The organism is Deltaproteobacteria bacterium (genome assembly GCA_016874775.1).
In the GTDB taxonomy this organism is placed as follows: domain Bacteria; phylum Desulfobacterota; class Binatia; order Bin18; family Bin18; genus VGTJ01.
On sequence record VGTJ01000010.1, the window covers coordinates 26,431 to 42,748 of the forward strand.

The following is a 16,318-nucleotide window of genomic DNA, read 5'->3' on the forward strand; positions in this document are numbered from 1 at the left end:
AACGCGCTATGCCGCCACTGGAATCGGCATAGCGCCAGGTCGTTGCAGTGGTAACCAAATGCGGAACGTTGACCCCTGACCTAGCACACTTTCCACCGAGACTTGCCCGCCTAACAGTTCGAGCATTCGCTTGACGATGTAGAGACCGAGTCCGACCCCTCCGTGTCTCCGGGTCAGCACTTTTTGTTCCCCCTGTCTAAACGCTTCAAAAATCACCGCCAGATCTTCTGGCGAGATCCCGGTCCCTGTGTCGGAAACGGCAATCTCCATTCCTTCCCCTTTTGCTTGCACGTCCACGACGATCTTCCCTCTCTCGGTAAATTTGATGGCGTTGCCGATCAGGTTTTTGATGACAACCTTTAGTTTATTGGGATCCGTATTGACGGCTGGGAGTTCGGGGTCGGTGCGACATTCGAGTTGCAAGCCACTTTGCTGGAACAATTCCCACATCTCGTTTTGTAACTCCATCAACAGTGGAGCAACCGCAACTTCTTTGATATCGACCGGCAATTGTCCAGCCTCCAAACGCCCAACTTGCAGCGTGTTATTGATCAGTTCTAAGAGTCCTTGGGCGCTGCGCTCCAGGCGGCGCAATGTCTCTATTTGTTCCGATGTCAGTGGCCCAAAGGTCTGCTCTAGGAGCAGGTCTTTGTAGCCTAAAATAATCTGTAAGGGGGTCCGCAATTCATGAGAGACAGTAGCGAGAAAGTCAGACTTCAGTCGGTTGGCACTTTCGGCTTGTTCAAGGAGACGGGCATTTTCCAATGCGAGCGAAGCAAATTGCGCGATTCCCATTGCGAGGCGATGCTGCTGAGGAGTGAAGTGGGGAATATTCCGGCGCGACCCAACAGTTTGTACCCCAATGACGTCATTCCCACGACGGAGGACCAGGCAGAGCGCAGCCCGGAACCCAAAGGGGGTCATGAGAGACGACGGAATTTGGGAAGACGACGGGGTATTGTTGTGAGCAATAACTTCTTCGCGCGCAAGGTGGCGGAAAAAGGGGAGTACGGTTGTGCGTGGAGCGGAAAAATTCCGCAACATAGCCCACTGCTCCGAAGAGTAGCCCCAACTGGCAACGGGAGTGTACGCATCTTGCTGGGAGTTCCATAACAAGGCGTGACTGCTCTCACAGCCGAGAACCGACGCCGTCAGTTGACAGAGACGTTCCAAGATGACTGGAGTTGCAAGTGAGGACGTAAGATCTCGACCGACCTGTGCGAGGGTTGTTGAAATCTGCACTTCTTGACGAAGAGCTTCTTCATTCTGGCGGAGTTCTGTAAATGCGCGACTAGCGCGGAGCAGGTACCGAACCCGGTGGCCAAGAAGCACCCAGTTGATGGGCTTCGTAATGAAGTCAGTAGCGCCAACTTCATAGGCTTTATGAATAGATCCTTCGTCTTCCAGACCTGTGAGCATAACAATCGGAATGTGTTCCCCATGTGGCATCTTGCGCAATGCTGCACAAGTCTGGAAACCATCGAGTTCGGGCATCATCACGTCCAGCAGTACGAGGTCAGGCGTGAGTTGTTGAAACATCGTCAACGCTTGTCGTCCGTCTTCGGCCTCTTCGACCAGAAAGCCGGCTTGTTCGAGTGCTTCGCGAACCAGCAAGCGGATTGTCATGCCGTCGTCGACCACGAGAATGAGGGGGGGACGGTGATGATTGAGAGTGTCGGTCATGGTCGTTATCCTTCCTAAAGGGTCGAGCTGAGTGCAGCGCGAGCGTGATCGGAGTCTTTTGGTGTCGTGTGGCTTTGTTCAGGAGACTGGACAGGCATGCGAGGGAGCCACTTCTTCAGCGTTACGGCTAGTTGTTCTTGCGTGAATGGTTTGCTGAGATAGTCATCCATCCCCGCTGCAAGACATTGCTCTCGATCGCCAGTCATGGCGTTGGCGGTCATGGCGATGATGGGAACACGGAAAGCGTGCAGTTGTCGGTTGTCAGTTGTCAGTGCGGAATGCTGAGAGGAATCGCCCGAAACAGATACCTGACTGCTGAGAGCTGATAACTGTTTCTCTTGTTCGCGAATGGTACGTGTTGCCTCATAGCCATCCATCTCCGGCATTTGGCAGTCCATCAGAATCAGGTCATAGGAGGTGTCGGCAACTTTGGCGAGTGCTTCCTTTCCCGTCGCGGCATGGTCTACGTCACAGCCGAAGAACTCAAGCATAATACGCGCGACTTCTTGGTTGACAGGATTGTCATCCACCAAAAGAACGTGTGGGGGTGTCGTGGGAAGCGGAGCGTGGTTCGCTTGTTGGTCTCGACTCGGAAGCTCATTACTTACGTGGCTGTGAGGCGATACTGTTCCTTCTGGAAGATGTTGAGGTTGCAGGGCAAAGTGGGCAGTGAACCAAAAGGTCGAGCCCTGGCCAAGCGTACTTTCGACCCCCACCTGTCCGTGCATGAGCTCGGTCAACTGTTTGACGATAGCTAAGCCAAGCCCAGTCCCACCGTATTTTCGCGTTGTTGAATTATCCGCCTGTGTGAAAGGTTGAAAAAGTCGAGCGCGCGCTTCAGGGGTAAGCCCGATCCCTGTATCACGAATGGAGAAACGTAACTCACACTGGTTCGCGATTCCGGGTTCCAGGTTCAAGGTGCGGGAAGGAGAACTGTGAACGTCAGAGGTTGAACGTTGAACCTCAACCACGACTTCCCCGTGTTGGGTAAATTTAATCGCATTGCCAAGGAGATTGGTGAGAATCTGCCGCAGCCGATATGGATCACCGACGACAAGTGTTGGCACTTCGTGCTGGAGGTTGCAGGTGAGCGTCAGCCCTTTCTTGCGTGCTTGTTCGGCAAGTAATTCAACAACTTCGTCGATGGTTTCCCGGAGATTAAAGCTGAGACGCTCTAACTCGAGTTTGCCAGTTTCGATTTTGGAGAAATCGAGGATGTCGTTAATGAGGCCTAGGAGCGATTCTCCAGAATGCCGGACGGTTTTTACAAACCGTGCTTGCTGCTCATTGAGCCCGCTGTTGAATAAGAGTTCAGTCATACCGATGATACCGTTCATCGGCGTACGGATCTCGTGACTCATGTTGGCAAGGAATTGTGACTTCGCTTGATTTGCTGCTTCAGCTTGCTCTTTGGCCCAGGCGTAATGTTGGATCAGGTTGATGTTCTCGAAGCGTAAGCGAAGTGACTCGACAAGTGACATGTGAAGATGCTGAGCCGTGAAAATCATCACGAGAGAGAAAGACAATAACAAGAGCCCCATACCAAACGCGATAGAACCGTCAGAGGTGATCACGCGGAGCGTCACTGGTAAGAGGATAGGAATGAAGAAACAAAAAAATGCTGCTTTGACAGCGGATAAGACTGCTACTCCACCTGCGGCCATGCCGCCCAAGAAGAAGATCAGAAAGACCTGATGCTCAATGGGGTGCGCGGGAAATAGCAGGACTCCACCGATGCCCCACACGCTTCCAGCGACGGTAGTGCCGATAAGAAATGGTTTCCGCCACTGAAGAATTTCTTCTTCTTGTGGATTTGCCCGTTCGAACTGGAGAACAAGGACAAGCCGCCAGCCACACGGAGACGGCAAGAATCCCTGCTGTCCATATACAGGCAGAGGCATAGGGAATGCTTCCCCACGAAATGCCTAGGATAATACAGATATTGACGACCGAAGCGACGAACCCGGTTTTCGCGTGAGTATAGAGCATTTTGACGCACGCAGCTTCGATACGTCTGTGATGATCAGTGAAGCGGTCTCCTTCCTCAGACGGGAGAGACGCGGACGATAAAAGATCCGAAGTGTGATGTGCGACGTACATGGCTGTCTGTTTCTTACGACGTATGGATCAACCTTCGACCTGTCCTTTTGCAGGCTGCTTGGAAATGGAGACACTGCTCTGACGGTGTACCTATCGGTGCTTGTTGCGCACGCTTTAAAACGTAAGTGCAGACAAGGGGTTGAAGGATTTTGCGTGGGGCTGACCGTTCGTATGAATGGCGAAGGGAACTCGCATTCCGGCGTATTCCCTTCGTTCGTCATGGCGGGGAGAAAAGCAGAGACTATTCGGTGAATTTCCACGTATTTTCTGCCGTGCTGGTGATTTTCCAGCGCGGAATAACAATATTCGGATCTTTCGTGGTTTCAAATTCAACCGCGACCGGAAGACCGATGGCGACGTCTGCTTCGTCATTCATCATCACACCCGCAACACGAACCAGAGAACCATCTGCTTCGTGACAATCATCCAACTCAATCAGGGCAACAACGTAGGGAACTGTCTCGATAAAAGCGCTGAGAATGGGTTGCGTAACCACGACGTAACTGTGGAGAACGCCTTGCCCTGCGGTCTCAAACCAGGTGAGGTCCATTGACGTGCATTTGCTACAGGCTGGGAATGGAGGAAACCATCTGTGACCACAGGTCTTGCACTGGCGGACGAGATATTTGTGTTGTTTGGTGCCCATCCACCACTCGGCAGTATCAAAATCTGGAACGATAACAATTTTGCTGTAATCAATTGCTCCGGGCATGGAAGATCCTTTCTTTAAGAGAACCGGCTTCTTGGCTTAAGGTTCACGTAACCCGTATTATGTATTGCGTGTTACGTGTTACGTAGCCGTGGTGCTGGTGTCGTCATGCCGAAATCCCGCGCAAAATGACGGAACTCGACGTTGCTTCAGTGCCCCAGCCTAAACAGGCAGCGATACGGGCATTCTTCACCTGGCGACAACCTGCTTTGCGGTCGTAGGTGTGTTTGCCCTCGGCTGCGCGCGGGCAGGCATCGTCAACGCGATGGCGCAGTTGCCGTACGTTCTCAATCACCATGCTAATGCCATGTGTATACCCTTCCGAGAGATGGCCACCGGAGAGGTTTGAGGGTAATTCGTGATCGATTTGTAACCGTCCACCTTGAACGAAATCTTTGGCTTCGCCTTTACCGCAGAACCCGTAGGCTTCGAGTTGGATGATGGTTGTGAATGTAAAGGCATCATAACAAGAAATGAGGTTCACATCTTTCTGACTGATGCCTGCCATGCCAAACAGGCGATTCCGCCCATAGTTACCGGCAACATAGTGAATCTCTGGACGAGAATAGTTCCAGGCCGGACTCGGAGCCATGGTGCGCGCCGTGCCGCCCATAATGAACACTGGTGGCTGGCGCAAGTCATAGGCCCGTTCACGCGAAGTGATAATCATTGCTGCCGAGACATCGGTTTCGAGGCAGCAATCAAGCAAACGAAACGGCTTTGAGACCCAACGCGCACGTTGGTGGTCTTCGATGGTGATTGGTGCCCGCATAATCGCTTTGGGGTTAAGACTGGCATGATAACGATGCGCGACAGCCACTTCGGCAAATGTCTTGGTCGTTGCTCCGGTGTCACGCAAATAGCGCATCGCCGACATGCCAAACCACTGTGCAGGAGTGGTCCATCCCCAGTGCATGTAAAACTGATTATCGCCTGCAGCTTGGGTTGGCGGCACCGGACCACTTGGCGCTTGGCCGCCCATACGGCGGCCAGAGCGACCATTCATCGAACGGAAGATCACAATAGTCTTACAATAGCCAGCCTCTAACAAACCGATAGCGTGCCCGACCAGTGCTTCGGTACTGGACCCACCACCAAAAATGTCGAGCGAGTAATTGAGCCGAATGCCAAGCGAGGTGGCGACGTGATTCGAGCTGGTAGAATCGCCAGCTTGATAACTGGTCATGCCGTCGATGTCGCGCGGCTCCAGCCCAGCATCGGCCATGGCTTTTTTCACTGCTTCACACGCCATCGATAGCGTTGTGCGATTCGATGGTCGCATGTGCGGTGTTTCTCCAACGCCGACAATGCAATATTTATCGGTCAGTGCTCCCATCCTTTTTTTCCTCCTGATTTTGAAAAGATTGAATCATCGGGGCATCGAGCCAGTGGATCATTGAAAAATGCGGTCTTCAAACAATGACTCAATGGCCAGATGGCTCAATGACTCAATAATCGAACTCGGCACGAGCTGTTGTTACATCATCTGCTTCCTGATTTCTTGAACAAACTCTTGTGCTCGCCCGCCATCTTGTCGTTCTGGCGAGCCCAGGCCAACGACAACGCGATCGAGCACGCCTTTGTAGCGCGCTGCGAGTTTCTTAGCGATTTCGTCATAGGTGCCGACAATAGCGAGTTCTTCGAGCATATCGTCGGTAATCTCGGCGGCCATCTCATGCCATTGGCCTTTGGCAGCTTTTTCATTCAAGCGATAACAGGTATCGCCCCAGCCATGGGCATCGAGCACCCCTTTGTAGGTGCGCGTCGAAGCGTAAAAAGCAATCTGTTGTTTCACTGGTTGTTTGGCTTTTTCGACTTCATCGCGAGTGGCACCGCTGGCGATAAAGGTCCCAGTAATCAGCGACAGCTCTTCACGTTTACGGCCCGCTTTCGCTAAGCCTTTTTGCAAGTTAGGGACAACCGTTTCATTAATGTATTTGGCTGAGTGAAAGCCGTGAATGTAGAACCCTTCACAGAGCTCACCAGCCAGTTGCGTAATCTGCGGATTCAGGCCCGAGATGTAAATGGGAATCTCTGGATGTGCGATCGGGCCAGGGTTAAAGAATGGCGTCATCAGCGTGAACTGATAAAACTCGCCGATGAAATTGAGCTTGCTATTATTTTGCCAGGAGTCCCAGATCGCTCGTAAAGACAGAATGACTTCACGAAGACGTTTGACTGGAGAGACCCACTTCACGCTGAAACGGCGCTCGTTGTGACCTTTGACTTGGGTTCCCAGCCCAAGGATAAAGCGCCCGTTTGAGTTGGCTTGCAGATCCCAGCATATATTTGCCAGAACCATAGGACTGCGTGGAAAGACAATGGCGATACCAGTACCAAGAGTGATCCGTTGGGTTTCACGAGCGGCAACGACCAGTGGAAAAAACGGATCATGGCTGGTCTCGGTACTCCACAAACCGTCGAAACCCGCATCTTCGGTCTTACAGGCAAGCTGCGCGGCTGCATCAAAGTTTGACGGGAAAAAAGCGGTATCGACCTTCATTGGGTTCCCTCCTTTTTGAGGCGTTGGGCTCTAGGCTCTGGGCTTTTGGACAAGAAAAAAAGAGAGGATCAAGTGACTACGGGAGAATCCGAAACTTTCTCTTCGTTCTTTTTCCCCAAAGCCTAAAGCCTAAATCCCAGAGCCTAATAGCTCCTCGGCATCCCAAGCACGTGCTCGGCCACGAAATTCAGCACCATGTTGTTCGAGATTGGCGCAACCGAGAACAAACGCGCTTCACGGAACTTGCGCTCAATGTCGTATTCTGCCGCAAAGCCGTAGCCACCGTGCGTATCAAGTGCGGCATTGGCTGCCGCCCACGCTGCTTGTGAGGCGAGCAGTTTTGCCATGTTCGCTTCTGGGCCACATGGCTCACCAGCATCGAACATCTCCGCGGCGCGGAAACGCATCAAATCTGCGGCCTCAATTTGGGCGTATGACTGCGCAATAGGGAATTGAATCCCTTGATTCTGCGCGATTGGTCGGCCAAAGATCACCCGCTCTTTGCCGTAACGCACCGCGCGGTCAATGAACCAGCGACCGTCACCGATTGATTCTGAAGCGACCAAGATGCGCTCGGCGTTCATACCATCGAGGATGTAATAGAAGCCACGACCCTCTTCACCAATGAGATTTTCCTTTGGCACTTTGAGATCGCGGAAAAACAATTGGTTCGTTTCATGGTTGATCATCGCATCAATCGGCCGCACTTCGACGGTATCGCCTGCTGCGCGCAGATCGACGAGAAAGATACTCATGCCCATCGTCTTCTTTTCGCACTGATCGTAAGGCGTGGTGCGGGCCAACAGTAACAACATGTCAGAATGCTGCACGCGGGAAGTAAAAATCTTGCCGCCGTTGACGACGTAATAGTCGCCCTCTTTCTTAGCGAACGTTCGGATATGGGTGGTATCAGAACCGGCGTCAGGTTCGGTGACACCGAAGGCCTGGAGGCGAATTTCTCCTTTCGCAATTTTGGGCAGATACTTGCGCTTCTGTTCTTCGCTCCCATGTCGCAAGAGTGACCCCATGATGTACATCTGCGCATGACAGGCAGCAGAGTTGCCACCCGAGCGGTTAATCTCTTCGAGGATAACGCTGGCTTCTTTCATTGACAGACCCGAGCCGCCGTACTGCTCAGGAATGAGTGCGCCCAGCCAGCCGGCTGCGGTCAGCTCATCAACAAACTGTTCGGGGTACTTGTTTGCTTTATCAAGCTTGCGCCAGTACTCGTCTCCATACTTGCTGCAGAACTTACGAATCTCACTGCGAATTTCAGGACATTGTTCTTTGCTAGGCATTACACTCCTCCTTCGTCGGAGAATGAAGAATTCATAATTAACAATTAAAAATGAAAAACGAGAAAGCCTACACGAAGGCTCTATCTTCATTCCGCATAATCTTAATTCTTCATTCTTAATTTTTCATTGCCTTCTTATGGCCAGAATGTTCGTCGAGCAACTTTCTCAAGCTCAGGCCGAAAATCTGGATGGGCGATGGCGATCAACTCCTCAGCGCGACGCCGTTGTGTCTTGCCGAAGAGTTTTGCGACGCCGTACTCGGTGACAACGTAATCAGTAAATTGTCGTGGAGAGGTGATGAAACTCCCTTCTTCAATCAGCGGCACAATTCGGGAGATTTTCCCGTCTGAAGTGACGGATGGCAACACGACAATTGAACGCCCATTCTTGGCGTACACGGAGGCAATGGCATACTCAGGCAATCCACCAGTGCCAGTGAACATCTGCGGGCCAAAGGAATCTGCGACCACTTGGCCGGTGAGATCGACCCGCAGGGCATTATTGATGGCGACCATGTTGTCGTGGGCCGCGATCGTGCGGAGATGGTTCACATAGGCAACGCCGTACAGTTCAATGTGGGGGTTTTGATGAACGAAGTCCCGTTCTTCCCGGCTAAATGCTACAGCAGTCGCGACGGCTCTGCCTTTGTGGAGCGTTTTGTTAGCGCCGTTGAAAATGCCTTTCTGGATGAGCGCCACACCTCCACGTGGAATACGTTCGGTATGCCACCCCATATCATTGCGTTCAGCAAAGATACCGGCTGTGACAATCGCTTCACTGGTGCTGCCGGCACCCACTTCAATTGTATCGCCATCACGAATCAACGGCGCAACGAACGCGGCAATCTTTTTGACGGTGTCGCTCAGTTCGACTTCAGGAAACGGTGGGCGAAACTCTTCTGATCCTGGTAACTCGATAAAGTGATCAATCTCGCTGAGGTGAATGAAGTTGTCACCGCCAGTGCGGATGAAACTTTTGTTCACCTCGGCAATCGACATCTTGGCATATTTGACGAGTTCTTTTTTATCCCACACACCGCCGCCTAAACTGACAAACCCGTTGTGATCCGGCGGTGAGACATCAAGGAGCACCACATCTGGAAGAGGAGCATCGCTTCGTCCCTCGTCGAAAGCTTTGCTCAGCAGCGCGCTGGGGCACACACGGTGATCACTGCGATGCTCATTGATCATCTGGCGGATGGCTTTCGGTAAGTACGGGCTGGTGTACCAGGGCTCGATCATAAAGGCCGAAGCCGCCTCGGGCTTATACCACGGCAGATCTGTTGCTGCGGCGCCTATTGCGACCGTAACGCCTTTCAACTCGTTCAGTCGATGTGCCAATGCTCCAGCGGTAAGTGTAGGGCTTGAGTAGACAGGGATCGCAACGCGATCACCTGATTTGACGGCTTTAACTGCCAGGTCGGCGGTTGTCAGACGACTTGTGTATTCGTTTTGCCAGTCCATAAAGAATGTCCAAAGTCCAAAGTCTAAGGTCCAAAGTTTAGAGTCCAGAGTCAGAGGGCCGACCTCGGGCCCCCGACCCCTGTTTTTAGTCCCGTGTCATCAACAAATCTGGTCGAAGCACAGTTTGTCCCAGTGCCAGGGCATTCACTGTTGCTTTGGAAACCATCACCGCATTCGGATTCTTCTTAGCTAAGCTCTGCGCTAATTCACTAACAGTTGGCATGAGTTCTGCCTTTTTGACGACGCGGTTGAGCATGCCCATCGTGAGGAGTTCGGCTGCCTTGAAGCGGCGACAACCAATGATGATTTCCTTGGCGAGGGCAGGGCCGACATGCGCAACCACATACGCGGTTGACGTTGGGCTTAAGGGCACTCCGAGATCAACCTCAGGGAACCAAAACTCTGCTTCTTCGACAGCAACCCGTAGGTCACACGCCAAGGTAAAAGACCAGCCACCGCCAGCGGCATAGCCATTGACGGCAGCGATAGTGACTTGTTCAAGATTGGCTAAAGTATCGAGCACTCGTCCGACCAGCCGCGCTCGGACTTTGCCGATTGGGGCGAAAATGCGATGACGTTCCGCTGGGTCAGTAATGCCCTTCACCAATGAAAGATCCGCACCAGCACAAAAGGTGTTGCCCGTGCCGGTCAAAATCACTACGCGAATGTCTTTATCGTCACGAACCTGCTGCAATATGCCTTCAAGTTCGAGCAGGACTCCTTCGTTGAGCGGATTACGTTTTTCTGGCCGATTAAAAGTAATCGTGGCAATACGTCCATCTTTATCGAATAAGAAATGATCTGGCATGGATACCTCCTTTGCCGCAGGAGTCTCCATGTAGCCCAGCCTCGGAACCCTGGCAAGGGTCGCGTCATTCCGCTAATAGCATATCAAACTGGGGCTAGGGACTCGGGGTTAGGGGCTGGTACACTCGAAGCGAGTAGCGACACTTCCTTTACCAATCCCCAATCCCCAATCCCCATTCCCCACTCTTAGGGGGAAATTATGGAGCTTGGATTAAAAGGGAAGGTGGTAATGATAAGTGGTGCAAGTCGCGGTATCGGGCGAGCGATCGCGCTGGAGTTCGCAGCAGAGGGCTGTTGTCTGAGTCTCTGCGCCCGTGGGAAGGATACGCTAGATCAGGTTGCACTCGAAGTGCAACAGAAAAATACCGCCGCGCTCGCCGTTGCGGGCGATGTCACCGACGCTGGCGATGCCCATCGTTGGGTGAGAGAAACACAAAAGCACTTTGGTAAAGTCGATATTCTGATCAACAATGCTGGTGGCTCTCGTCCAGGTGGGAATCTGACTGCGTCGCGGGAAGACTGGTTGGGTGGCTTTCACCTTAATTTCTTCTCTGCCTTAGAGTTATGTCGTCTTGTAGTTCCCTTGATGAGTGTGCAGCAAAGTGGGTGTGTGATTAACATCGCCTCAGTGTATGGTCGCGAATGGGGGGGGCCGATGACGTATAACGCGGCGAAGGCGGCGATGATTAGCCTCTCCAAAGAAATGGCACGAGAACTCGCACCACAAGGAATTCGCGTCAACAGTGTGGCGCCGGGATCAATTCTCTTTCCAGGAGGATCGTGGGAAAAACGCCAAAAGGATAACCCAGAGGGCATTGCTGCCTTTGTTAAAGCTGAACTGCCGTTTGGTCGCTTTGGAACCGTAGACGAAGTTGCAGACGTCGTGGTGTTCCTTGCTTCCGAACGGGCACGCTGGATTGCCGGTGCGTGTATCAACGTGGATGGGTGTCAGTCACGGTCGCTAATTTGAAAAAGTAGTCAGCATTCAGTAGTCAGTAGAAAAGAGGTATCCATACAGGTTGCTACTTATACTGACAACTGAGAACCTGCAAGGAATAACGGATGAACACACAATACGAAACCCTAGACCTTCGTCGCGACGGCGGCCTGCTGTGGCTCGTGCTCAATCGTCCACATGCGCTCAATGCCCTCAGCACGACGCTGGTGAATGAACTCCATGCTGTCTTTGATGAACTGCATGACGATCATAGTATACGAGTTGTGATTCTGCGTGGGGCGGGACGAGCCTTCTGCGCTGGGCTCGATCTCAAAGAGACCAGTGCAGGAAGCAGTGCCGCGAGTGGACGTGAGACGGTTGCGCAAGGGCTGCGCGACCAACGCCGTATTGCCGAGCTGGCGATGAAGATTCATCGGTTGCCCCAGCCGTTTATTGCTACGGTGAACGGCCCAGCCTCAGGCGGAGGGTTCGCGTTGGCGTTAGCGAGTGACATTCGTATTGCCAGTGAATCAGCCCGCATGAATGCTGCCTTTATTCGTATTGGTCTCTCAGCCTGTGATATCGGTGTCAGCTACTTCCTCCCGCGTATCGTTGGTTCGTCGATCGCATCAGAATTGTTGCTGACCGGAGACTTCATCGATGCACAACGTGCGCTAGCGACAGGTCTGGTTTCACGGGTTGTCCCAGAAGCTGAACTCGATCGTGCTGCAGAAGACATGGCGCGAAAGATCCTCCGCAATTCTCCGCTCGGAGTACGGCTGACGAAAGAATGCTTACGCTATTCTGTCGATGCGCCAACGCTCGACGCCGCAATCGCGATGGAAGATCGTAACCAGATTCTCACAACCCGCACGAACGATGTCAAAGAAGGTATCGCTGCATTTTTAGAGAAGCGTGAGCCGAAGTATGAAGATGCGTGAGGAGGAGATCATGAGACGGAGCACCGACCGTATGCTCACGACCCACACTGGTAGTTTGCCGCGCCCTGAGAATTTGGTGACGATGCTTTATGCCAAAGACAAAGGTGAAGTGCAGGGCCAGGCTGTCTTTGCACAACGGGTGCAAACGGCAACTGCGGAAGTCGTACGAAAGCAGATCGAGTGTGGTGTCGATATTGTGAACGACGGCGAAGCGGGAAAGGTCGGTTACTCAACCTACGTCAAAGATCGCCTCACTGGCTTCGATGGTAAAGCTGGACCGATGCGGGCGGCGGATGTATTGGACTTTCCTGAGTATGCGCGCCGTGTCTACCGTGTCACTGCGCAACGTCCGGCCTGCACTGGTCCGATCGCCTACAAAGATAAGGAGGCGATCGACACAGAGATCGCTACCTTCAAAGCCGCGCTGCAAGGCGTAGAACCAACCGAAGCTTTCATGAGCGCTGCTTCACCTGGAGTGATTTCGCTCTTTCTCAAGAATGACTACTATCCAAGTCATGCTGCTTATTTGGAAGCCTTGGCCCATGTGATGAAGGACGAGTACAACGCTATTTATCAGGCTGGATTCGTTTTACAAGTCGATTGTCCTGATCTGGCGATGGGGCGTCACTTGCAGTTTGCCAATGAGAGTGTTGCTGACTTTCGCAAGACCGCTGAGTTGCATATTGCAGCCCTTAATCATGCACTTGCGGATATTCCTCCGGATCGGATGCGGTTGCATCTCTGTTGGGGAAACTACGCAGGGCCGCACCATCGCGATATTCCACTACGAGACATCATCGATATTGTCTTGAAAGCGCGACCTTCTGGTCTTTCCTTTGAAGCTGCCAATCCTCGACATGCACACGAATGGAAGGTGTTTCGCGAGGTGAAGTTGCCTGATGGGAAAGTGTTGATCCCTGGTGTTCTTGATTCCACGACGAACTACATTGAACATCCTGAGCTTGTCGCTGAGCGTATCTGCCGGTTTGCTGAGGTGATCGGACGTGAGAATGTGATCGCTGGCACGGACTGTGGGTTTTCTACCTTCGCTGGCCTTTCTGACGTTGATCCGAACATCACCTGGGAGAAATTGAAGGCGATGGCCGAAGGTGCGCGGATTGCATCGCGGCAGCTTTGGTAACAGCACAGAATCGGGTCATCGTGTCATCGGGTGATCGAGCCAATGAAAAAATTACTCAATGACGCGATGGCTCGAGCACCCGAGGGTTTAGTTGTCCTCCATCCCTTGCCCACGTTGACCACCGCGAAACTGCTGCCGCAGCTCCTGTGCTGTCTGGCGAGCTTCATCGGTGAGACGACGAAGTTCCTGAATCTTGGGGAGGTTTTCCGCAATGGTTTTCTCGCGAGCAGAACGCAAGTTTTGCCGAAGGATTTCTGCACGCTCCCGCAGTTGTCGTAACTCATCGAGATCTTGGCGATGATCACGAAGAAAGGCTTGCCGTTTGGCAACAAGTTCATCTTCGAGTGCATCACGCTCGGCGAGTACGCTATCAAGTCGACGAGCCTTCGCTTTCACATCAGCAGAGGTGTTGGGATCATTTAACAACCGACGCGCCATATTGCGCGCGCGTTCGATTCGTTGTCGGCGTACCTCGCGACGTTGCTCAAACCTCTCGCCGAGAAACCCTGCCCCGCGTCGTGGGCGATTGCCTCTGGGGCCGTCTTGTTCGCTGTTCTCTGCCGCGAACGGACGACGAGGAGCGAAGGTCCGCTCTTCTCCTTGGGGAGAAGATTGAGCTAATACGGCTTCCTCTTGTGCGACACAGAGAGTGAGAAATATCATGAGGAGACATTTAATCCTGTTCATTTTCATTCTCGAATAAGTCACTCTCAATTTCATTCGACCACTCCGGTATCGCCTCGTCCGGGGTTTCTTCGGCAATGGCACGTTCGCCTTCATCAGGGTCTAACGTGCCAATAAGTTGGTCCATGCTGGAGACGACTTCTTCAGCCGACACTTTTGATGGAGCCTGCATCATGGCGAAATAGAATAGGAGGGACGCCGCGCAGGTTGCGACAGTCCCAAAAGAGAGCATAGGCCACTCGTGCCACCATCTATGGATTGCAGATGGCGGATGGCGGATGGTGGATTGTCGACTTTGGACTTTGGACAATAACCGCGCTTCTAGCTCCTGCGGAATTTCAACTGCTGGCAGCATGCGAATGAGTTGCCGATTTTCCTCTAGCTGTTGGAGTTGCTTCGTACAGGTAAGGCATTGGGTAAGGTGTGACAGAACCTTCTGGTGTTCCTCAGAAGAAAGAGCGCGGTCAAGATAGGGGCTCAGTAATGGCTGGCAGTGACGACACGTCATCCCACGGCCCTCCAACTGAGTTGCTTTTCCAACGCTTGACGAAGTTGCTCACGCGCACGCGCTATACGTGAGCGTACTGTCCCGATCGGGACGTTGAGGATTGCGGCAATCTCCTCGTATGGCAGATCTTGATATTCGCGCATGACGAGCATCATACGCCATTCTGGGGCCAATGAGTCGAGGGCGGCGCGGACGCGGTGGATATCTTCGCGAGACGCAAGTAGTGCGACGGCATCCGGTTGGTCAGCTGGAGGATCATACTCTTCATCTGACTCTGATTCATTGGAGCGTCGCGGTTTGAGACTGCTCCACGAAAACATCCGCCAACGTCCACGTCGACGCAGTTCATCCAAAGTGAGGTTAGAAGCGATCCGATAGAGCCACGAAACAAAGCTTGGCCCTTTCTCACCGTCTGTTGGTGTTCGTGGTTCGTATGTATGCAAATTCTCTAAGGCACGCACAAATGTTTCCTGCCACAAATCTTCAACGATCGTCCGGTCACGTATCATCTTGTCGATCAGATTCAATACTGCCTTCCCATGTCGTTGTACTAACACGCCAAACGCTTCCTGTTCCCCAGCCTTGGCCCGGAGCACAAGTTGAAGGTCCTCGACCTCTGATACAGGACGATCAGCGGAAGACGATGCGGTCTGAAGTCCTTCAGCAAGGTTCTGGACTGGACCCCTTTTGTCTGGGTGCTGAGACAAACGGTTCCTTTCCTGCGTTGTCACTTATACCCCAGCACACCGACCGGGGACTTTCCTGCCAATAACGAGTGAGTGTGGGGAAAGTTCCCGATGTTAGCGTGAGAGGATGGAATGCAGCTCTGCAACACTAGGGAGGATATGGTCAGGACCTTCGAGGTGCAACACGTCATGCGGACTCGTGCCGGTCAGAACCCCGATCGTGTAGACCCCAGCCGCTTTCCCGGCTTGAATGTCGATAGGCGAATCGCCGATATACACCGTTTCCTGCGGGGCTCGTCCTAAATGACCGAGGCATTTGTGAATGGGTTCAGGATGAGGTTTGCGAATCTCGACATCTTCACGCCCGACGATCCCTCCGAACAAATGTCGGACACCCCAGCGATCGAGAAAGGGCAGGGCGCGACCTGATGAGGTGGCAATCCCAAGCTGAAAGCCACGTGCGTGGAGATCGTGAAGAAGCTCAATACTGCCAGGAATAGCCGTAGTTTCGTCATGATAACGACGCATCCACTCACCCATGCGCTCATCGAAAATGCGCTTCATCGTGCCAACGGCATCGGGATAATCAGGGGGAAAGAGTTTCTCTAAAGGAGAGTTATCGCCAACCCGCATCAATGCGTAGACGCTTTCTTTCTCAACTGGCGGAGCTCCAGCGATACTGAGCACTTCAAGCGCGATCTCGTAGAAAAACTCGACCGAGTTGGCGATCGTCCCGTCGACGTCGAAGATAATGCCTTTGATGTGGTGTGGGTTCATAGAGAAAAAGCAAAGCTGAAGGCTATAGGGTGGAAAATGAAGAATGAAAAATTAACAATAAAAAATTGAGGACAAAGACAC

At 52.6% G+C, this 16,318-nt stretch carries 16 protein-coding genes; 5 read left to right on the plus strand and 11 right to left on the minus strand.

All coding sequences use genetic code 11. The features are described from left to right. Positions 1–6: 6 nt before the first annotated feature. From FJ147_02825 to FJ147_02860, 8 genes are all read right to left on the minus strand, one after another. On the minus strand, positions 7–1,683 hold the full coding sequence (locus FJ147_02825) for a response regulator (protein ID MBM4254811.1): 1,677 nt from the start codon (positions 1,681–1,683) through the stop codon (positions 7–9). A 14-nt stretch (positions 1,684–1,697) separates the two neighbouring features. Continuing rightward, the gene (locus FJ147_02830) at positions 1,698–3,584 is read right to left on the minus strand and encodes a response regulator (GenBank protein MBM4254812.1); all 1,887 of its coding nucleotides are present in this window, start codon (positions 3,582–3,584) and stop codon (positions 1,698–1,700) included. A 440-nt stretch (positions 3,585–4,024) separates the two neighbouring features. Beyond that, complete coding sequence (locus FJ147_02835) at positions 4,025–4,495, minus strand: hypothetical protein (GenBank protein ID MBM4254813.1); 471 nt, start codon at positions 4,493–4,495, stop codon at positions 4,025–4,027. Between the two features lie 103 nt (positions 4,496–4,598). Further along, positions 4,599–5,828 (minus strand): thiolase, encoded by a 1,230-nt coding sequence (locus FJ147_02840; GenBank protein MBM4254814.1) that lies wholly within the window; start codon positions 5,826–5,828, stop codon positions 4,599–4,601. A gap of 141 nt (positions 5,829–5,969) precedes the next feature. Next, positions 5,970–6,995: a TIGR03617 family F420-dependent LLM class oxidoreductase gene (locus FJ147_02845; GenBank protein MBM4254815.1), complete on the minus strand. Its 1,026-nt coding sequence runs from the start codon at positions 6,993–6,995 to the stop codon at positions 5,970–5,972. Positions 6,996–7,138: 143 nt separating this feature from the next. Further along, the gene (locus FJ147_02850) at positions 7,139–8,293 is read right to left on the minus strand and encodes an acyl-CoA dehydrogenase (GenBank protein ID MBM4254816.1); all 1,155 of its coding nucleotides are present in this window, start codon (positions 8,291–8,293) and stop codon (positions 7,139–7,141) included. Positions 8,294–8,427: 134 nt separating this feature from the next. Next, positions 8,428–9,756 carry a 4-hydroxybutyrate CoA-transferase gene (locus FJ147_02855; protein MBM4254817.1) on the minus strand — a complete coding sequence of 443 codons (1,329 nt, stop codon included), beginning with the start codon at positions 9,754–9,756 and terminating at the stop codon, positions 8,428–8,430. Between the two features lie 85 nt (positions 9,757–9,841). Beyond that, the gene (locus FJ147_02860) at positions 9,842–10,594 is read right to left on the minus strand and encodes an enoyl-CoA hydratase/isomerase family protein (GenBank protein ID MBM4254818.1); all 753 of its coding nucleotides are present in this window, start codon (positions 10,592–10,594) and stop codon (positions 9,842–9,844) included. 168 nt (positions 10,595–10,762) lie between these two features. Between FJ147_02860 and FJ147_02865 the strand changes: the two genes are divergently transcribed. From FJ147_02865 to FJ147_02885, 5 genes are all read left to right on the plus strand, one after another. Next, on the plus strand, positions 10,763–11,533 hold the full coding sequence (locus tag FJ147_02865) for an SDR family oxidoreductase (GenBank protein MBM4254819.1): 771 nt from the start codon (positions 10,763–10,765) through the stop codon (positions 11,531–11,533). 92 nt (positions 11,534–11,625) lie between these two features. Then, positions 11,626–12,441, plus strand: coding sequence for an enoyl-CoA hydratase/isomerase family protein (locus FJ147_02870; protein ID MBM4254820.1), 816 nt, complete (start codon positions 11,626–11,628; stop codon positions 12,439–12,441). Between the two features lie 10 nt (positions 12,442–12,451). Further along, a complete protein-coding gene (locus FJ147_02875) occupies positions 12,452–13,582 on the plus strand; it encodes a cobalamin-independent methionine synthase II family protein (protein MBM4254821.1) in 1,131 nt (376 codons plus the stop codon). Positions 13,583–13,624: 42 nt separating this feature from the next. Next, positions 13,625–13,861, plus strand: coding sequence for a hypothetical protein (locus FJ147_02880; protein ID MBM4254822.1), 237 nt, complete (start codon positions 13,625–13,627; stop codon positions 13,859–13,861). An 18-nt stretch (positions 13,862–13,879) separates the two neighbouring features. Next, entirely contained in the window at positions 13,880–14,005 is a 126-nt protein-coding gene (locus FJ147_02885; GenBank protein ID MBM4254823.1) for a hypothetical protein, read from the plus strand. Positions 14,006–14,255: 250 nt separating this feature from the next. Here FJ147_02885 and FJ147_02890 read toward each other — a convergent pair whose 3' ends face one another. The 3 genes from FJ147_02890 to FJ147_02900 form a co-directional block, all read right to left on the minus strand. After that, positions 14,256–14,774 carry a hypothetical protein gene (locus tag FJ147_02890; protein MBM4254824.1) on the minus strand — a complete coding sequence of 173 codons (519 nt, stop codon included), beginning with the start codon at positions 14,772–14,774 and terminating at the stop codon, positions 14,256–14,258. After that, entirely contained in the window at positions 14,771–15,505 is a 735-nt protein-coding gene (locus FJ147_02895; protein MBM4254825.1) for a sigma-70 family RNA polymerase sigma factor, read from the minus strand. Before FJ147_02895 ends, FJ147_02890 begins: the two co-directional genes overlap by 4 nt. Positions 15,506–15,574: 69 nt before the next feature. Continuing rightward, positions 15,575–16,237 (minus strand): HAD family hydrolase, encoded by a 663-nt coding sequence (locus FJ147_02900; GenBank protein ID MBM4254826.1) that lies wholly within the window; start codon positions 16,235–16,237, stop codon positions 15,575–15,577. Between the last annotated feature and the right edge of the window lie 81 nt (positions 16,238–16,318).

Bases quoted from the DNA above. Each gene is read 5' to 3' on its own strand.
- FJ147_02840 (MBM4254814.1), bottom strand. From the start codon at position 5,828: ATGGGAGCACTGACCGATAAATATTGCATTGTCGGCGTTGGAGAAACA.
- FJ147_02900 (MBM4254826.1), bottom strand. From the start codon at position 16,237: ATGAACCCACACCACATCAAAGGCATTATCTTCGACGTCGACGGGACG.
- FJ147_02890 (MBM4254824.1), bottom strand. From the start codon at position 14,774: ATGACGTGTCGTCACTGCCAGCCATTACTGAGCCCCTATCTTGACCGC.
- FJ147_02830 (MBM4254812.1), bottom strand. From the start codon at position 3,584: ATGCCTCTGCCTGTATATGGACAGCAGGGATTCTTGCCGTCTCCGTGT.
- FJ147_02870 (MBM4254820.1), top strand. From the start codon at position 11,626: ATGAACACACAATACGAAACCCTAGACCTTCGTCGCGACGGCGGCCTG.
- FJ147_02845 (MBM4254815.1), bottom strand. From the start codon at position 6,995: ATGAAGGTCGATACCGCTTTTTTCCCGTCAAACTTTGATGCAGCCGCG.
- FJ147_02835 (MBM4254813.1), bottom strand. From the start codon at position 4,495: ATGCCCGGAGCAATTGATTACAGCAAAATTGTTATCGTTCCAGATTTT.
- FJ147_02855 (MBM4254817.1), bottom strand. From the start codon at position 9,756: ATGGACTGGCAAAACGAATACACAAGTCGTCTGACAACCGCCGACCTG.
- FJ147_02865 (MBM4254819.1), top strand. From the start codon at position 10,763: ATGGAGCTTGGATTAAAAGGGAAGGTGGTAATGATAAGTGGTGCAAGT.
- FJ147_02875 (MBM4254821.1), top strand. From the start codon at position 12,452: ATGAGACGGAGCACCGACCGTATGCTCACGACCCACACTGGTAGTTTG.
- FJ147_02860 (MBM4254818.1), bottom strand. From the start codon at position 10,594: ATGGAGACTCCTGCGGCAAAGGAGGTATCCATGCCAGATCATTTCTTA.
- FJ147_02885 (MBM4254823.1), top strand. From the start codon at position 13,880: ATGATCACGAAGAAAGGCTTGCCGTTTGGCAACAAGTTCATCTTCGAG.
- FJ147_02825 (MBM4254811.1), bottom strand. From the start codon at position 1,683: ATGACCGACACTCTCAATCATCACCGTCCCCCCCTCATTCTCGTGGTC.
- FJ147_02880 (MBM4254822.1), top strand. From the start codon at position 13,625: ATGAAAAAATTACTCAATGACGCGATGGCTCGAGCACCCGAGGGTTTA.
- FJ147_02850 (MBM4254816.1), bottom strand. From the start codon at position 8,293: ATGCCTAGCAAAGAACAATGTCCTGAAATTCGCAGTGAGATTCGTAAG.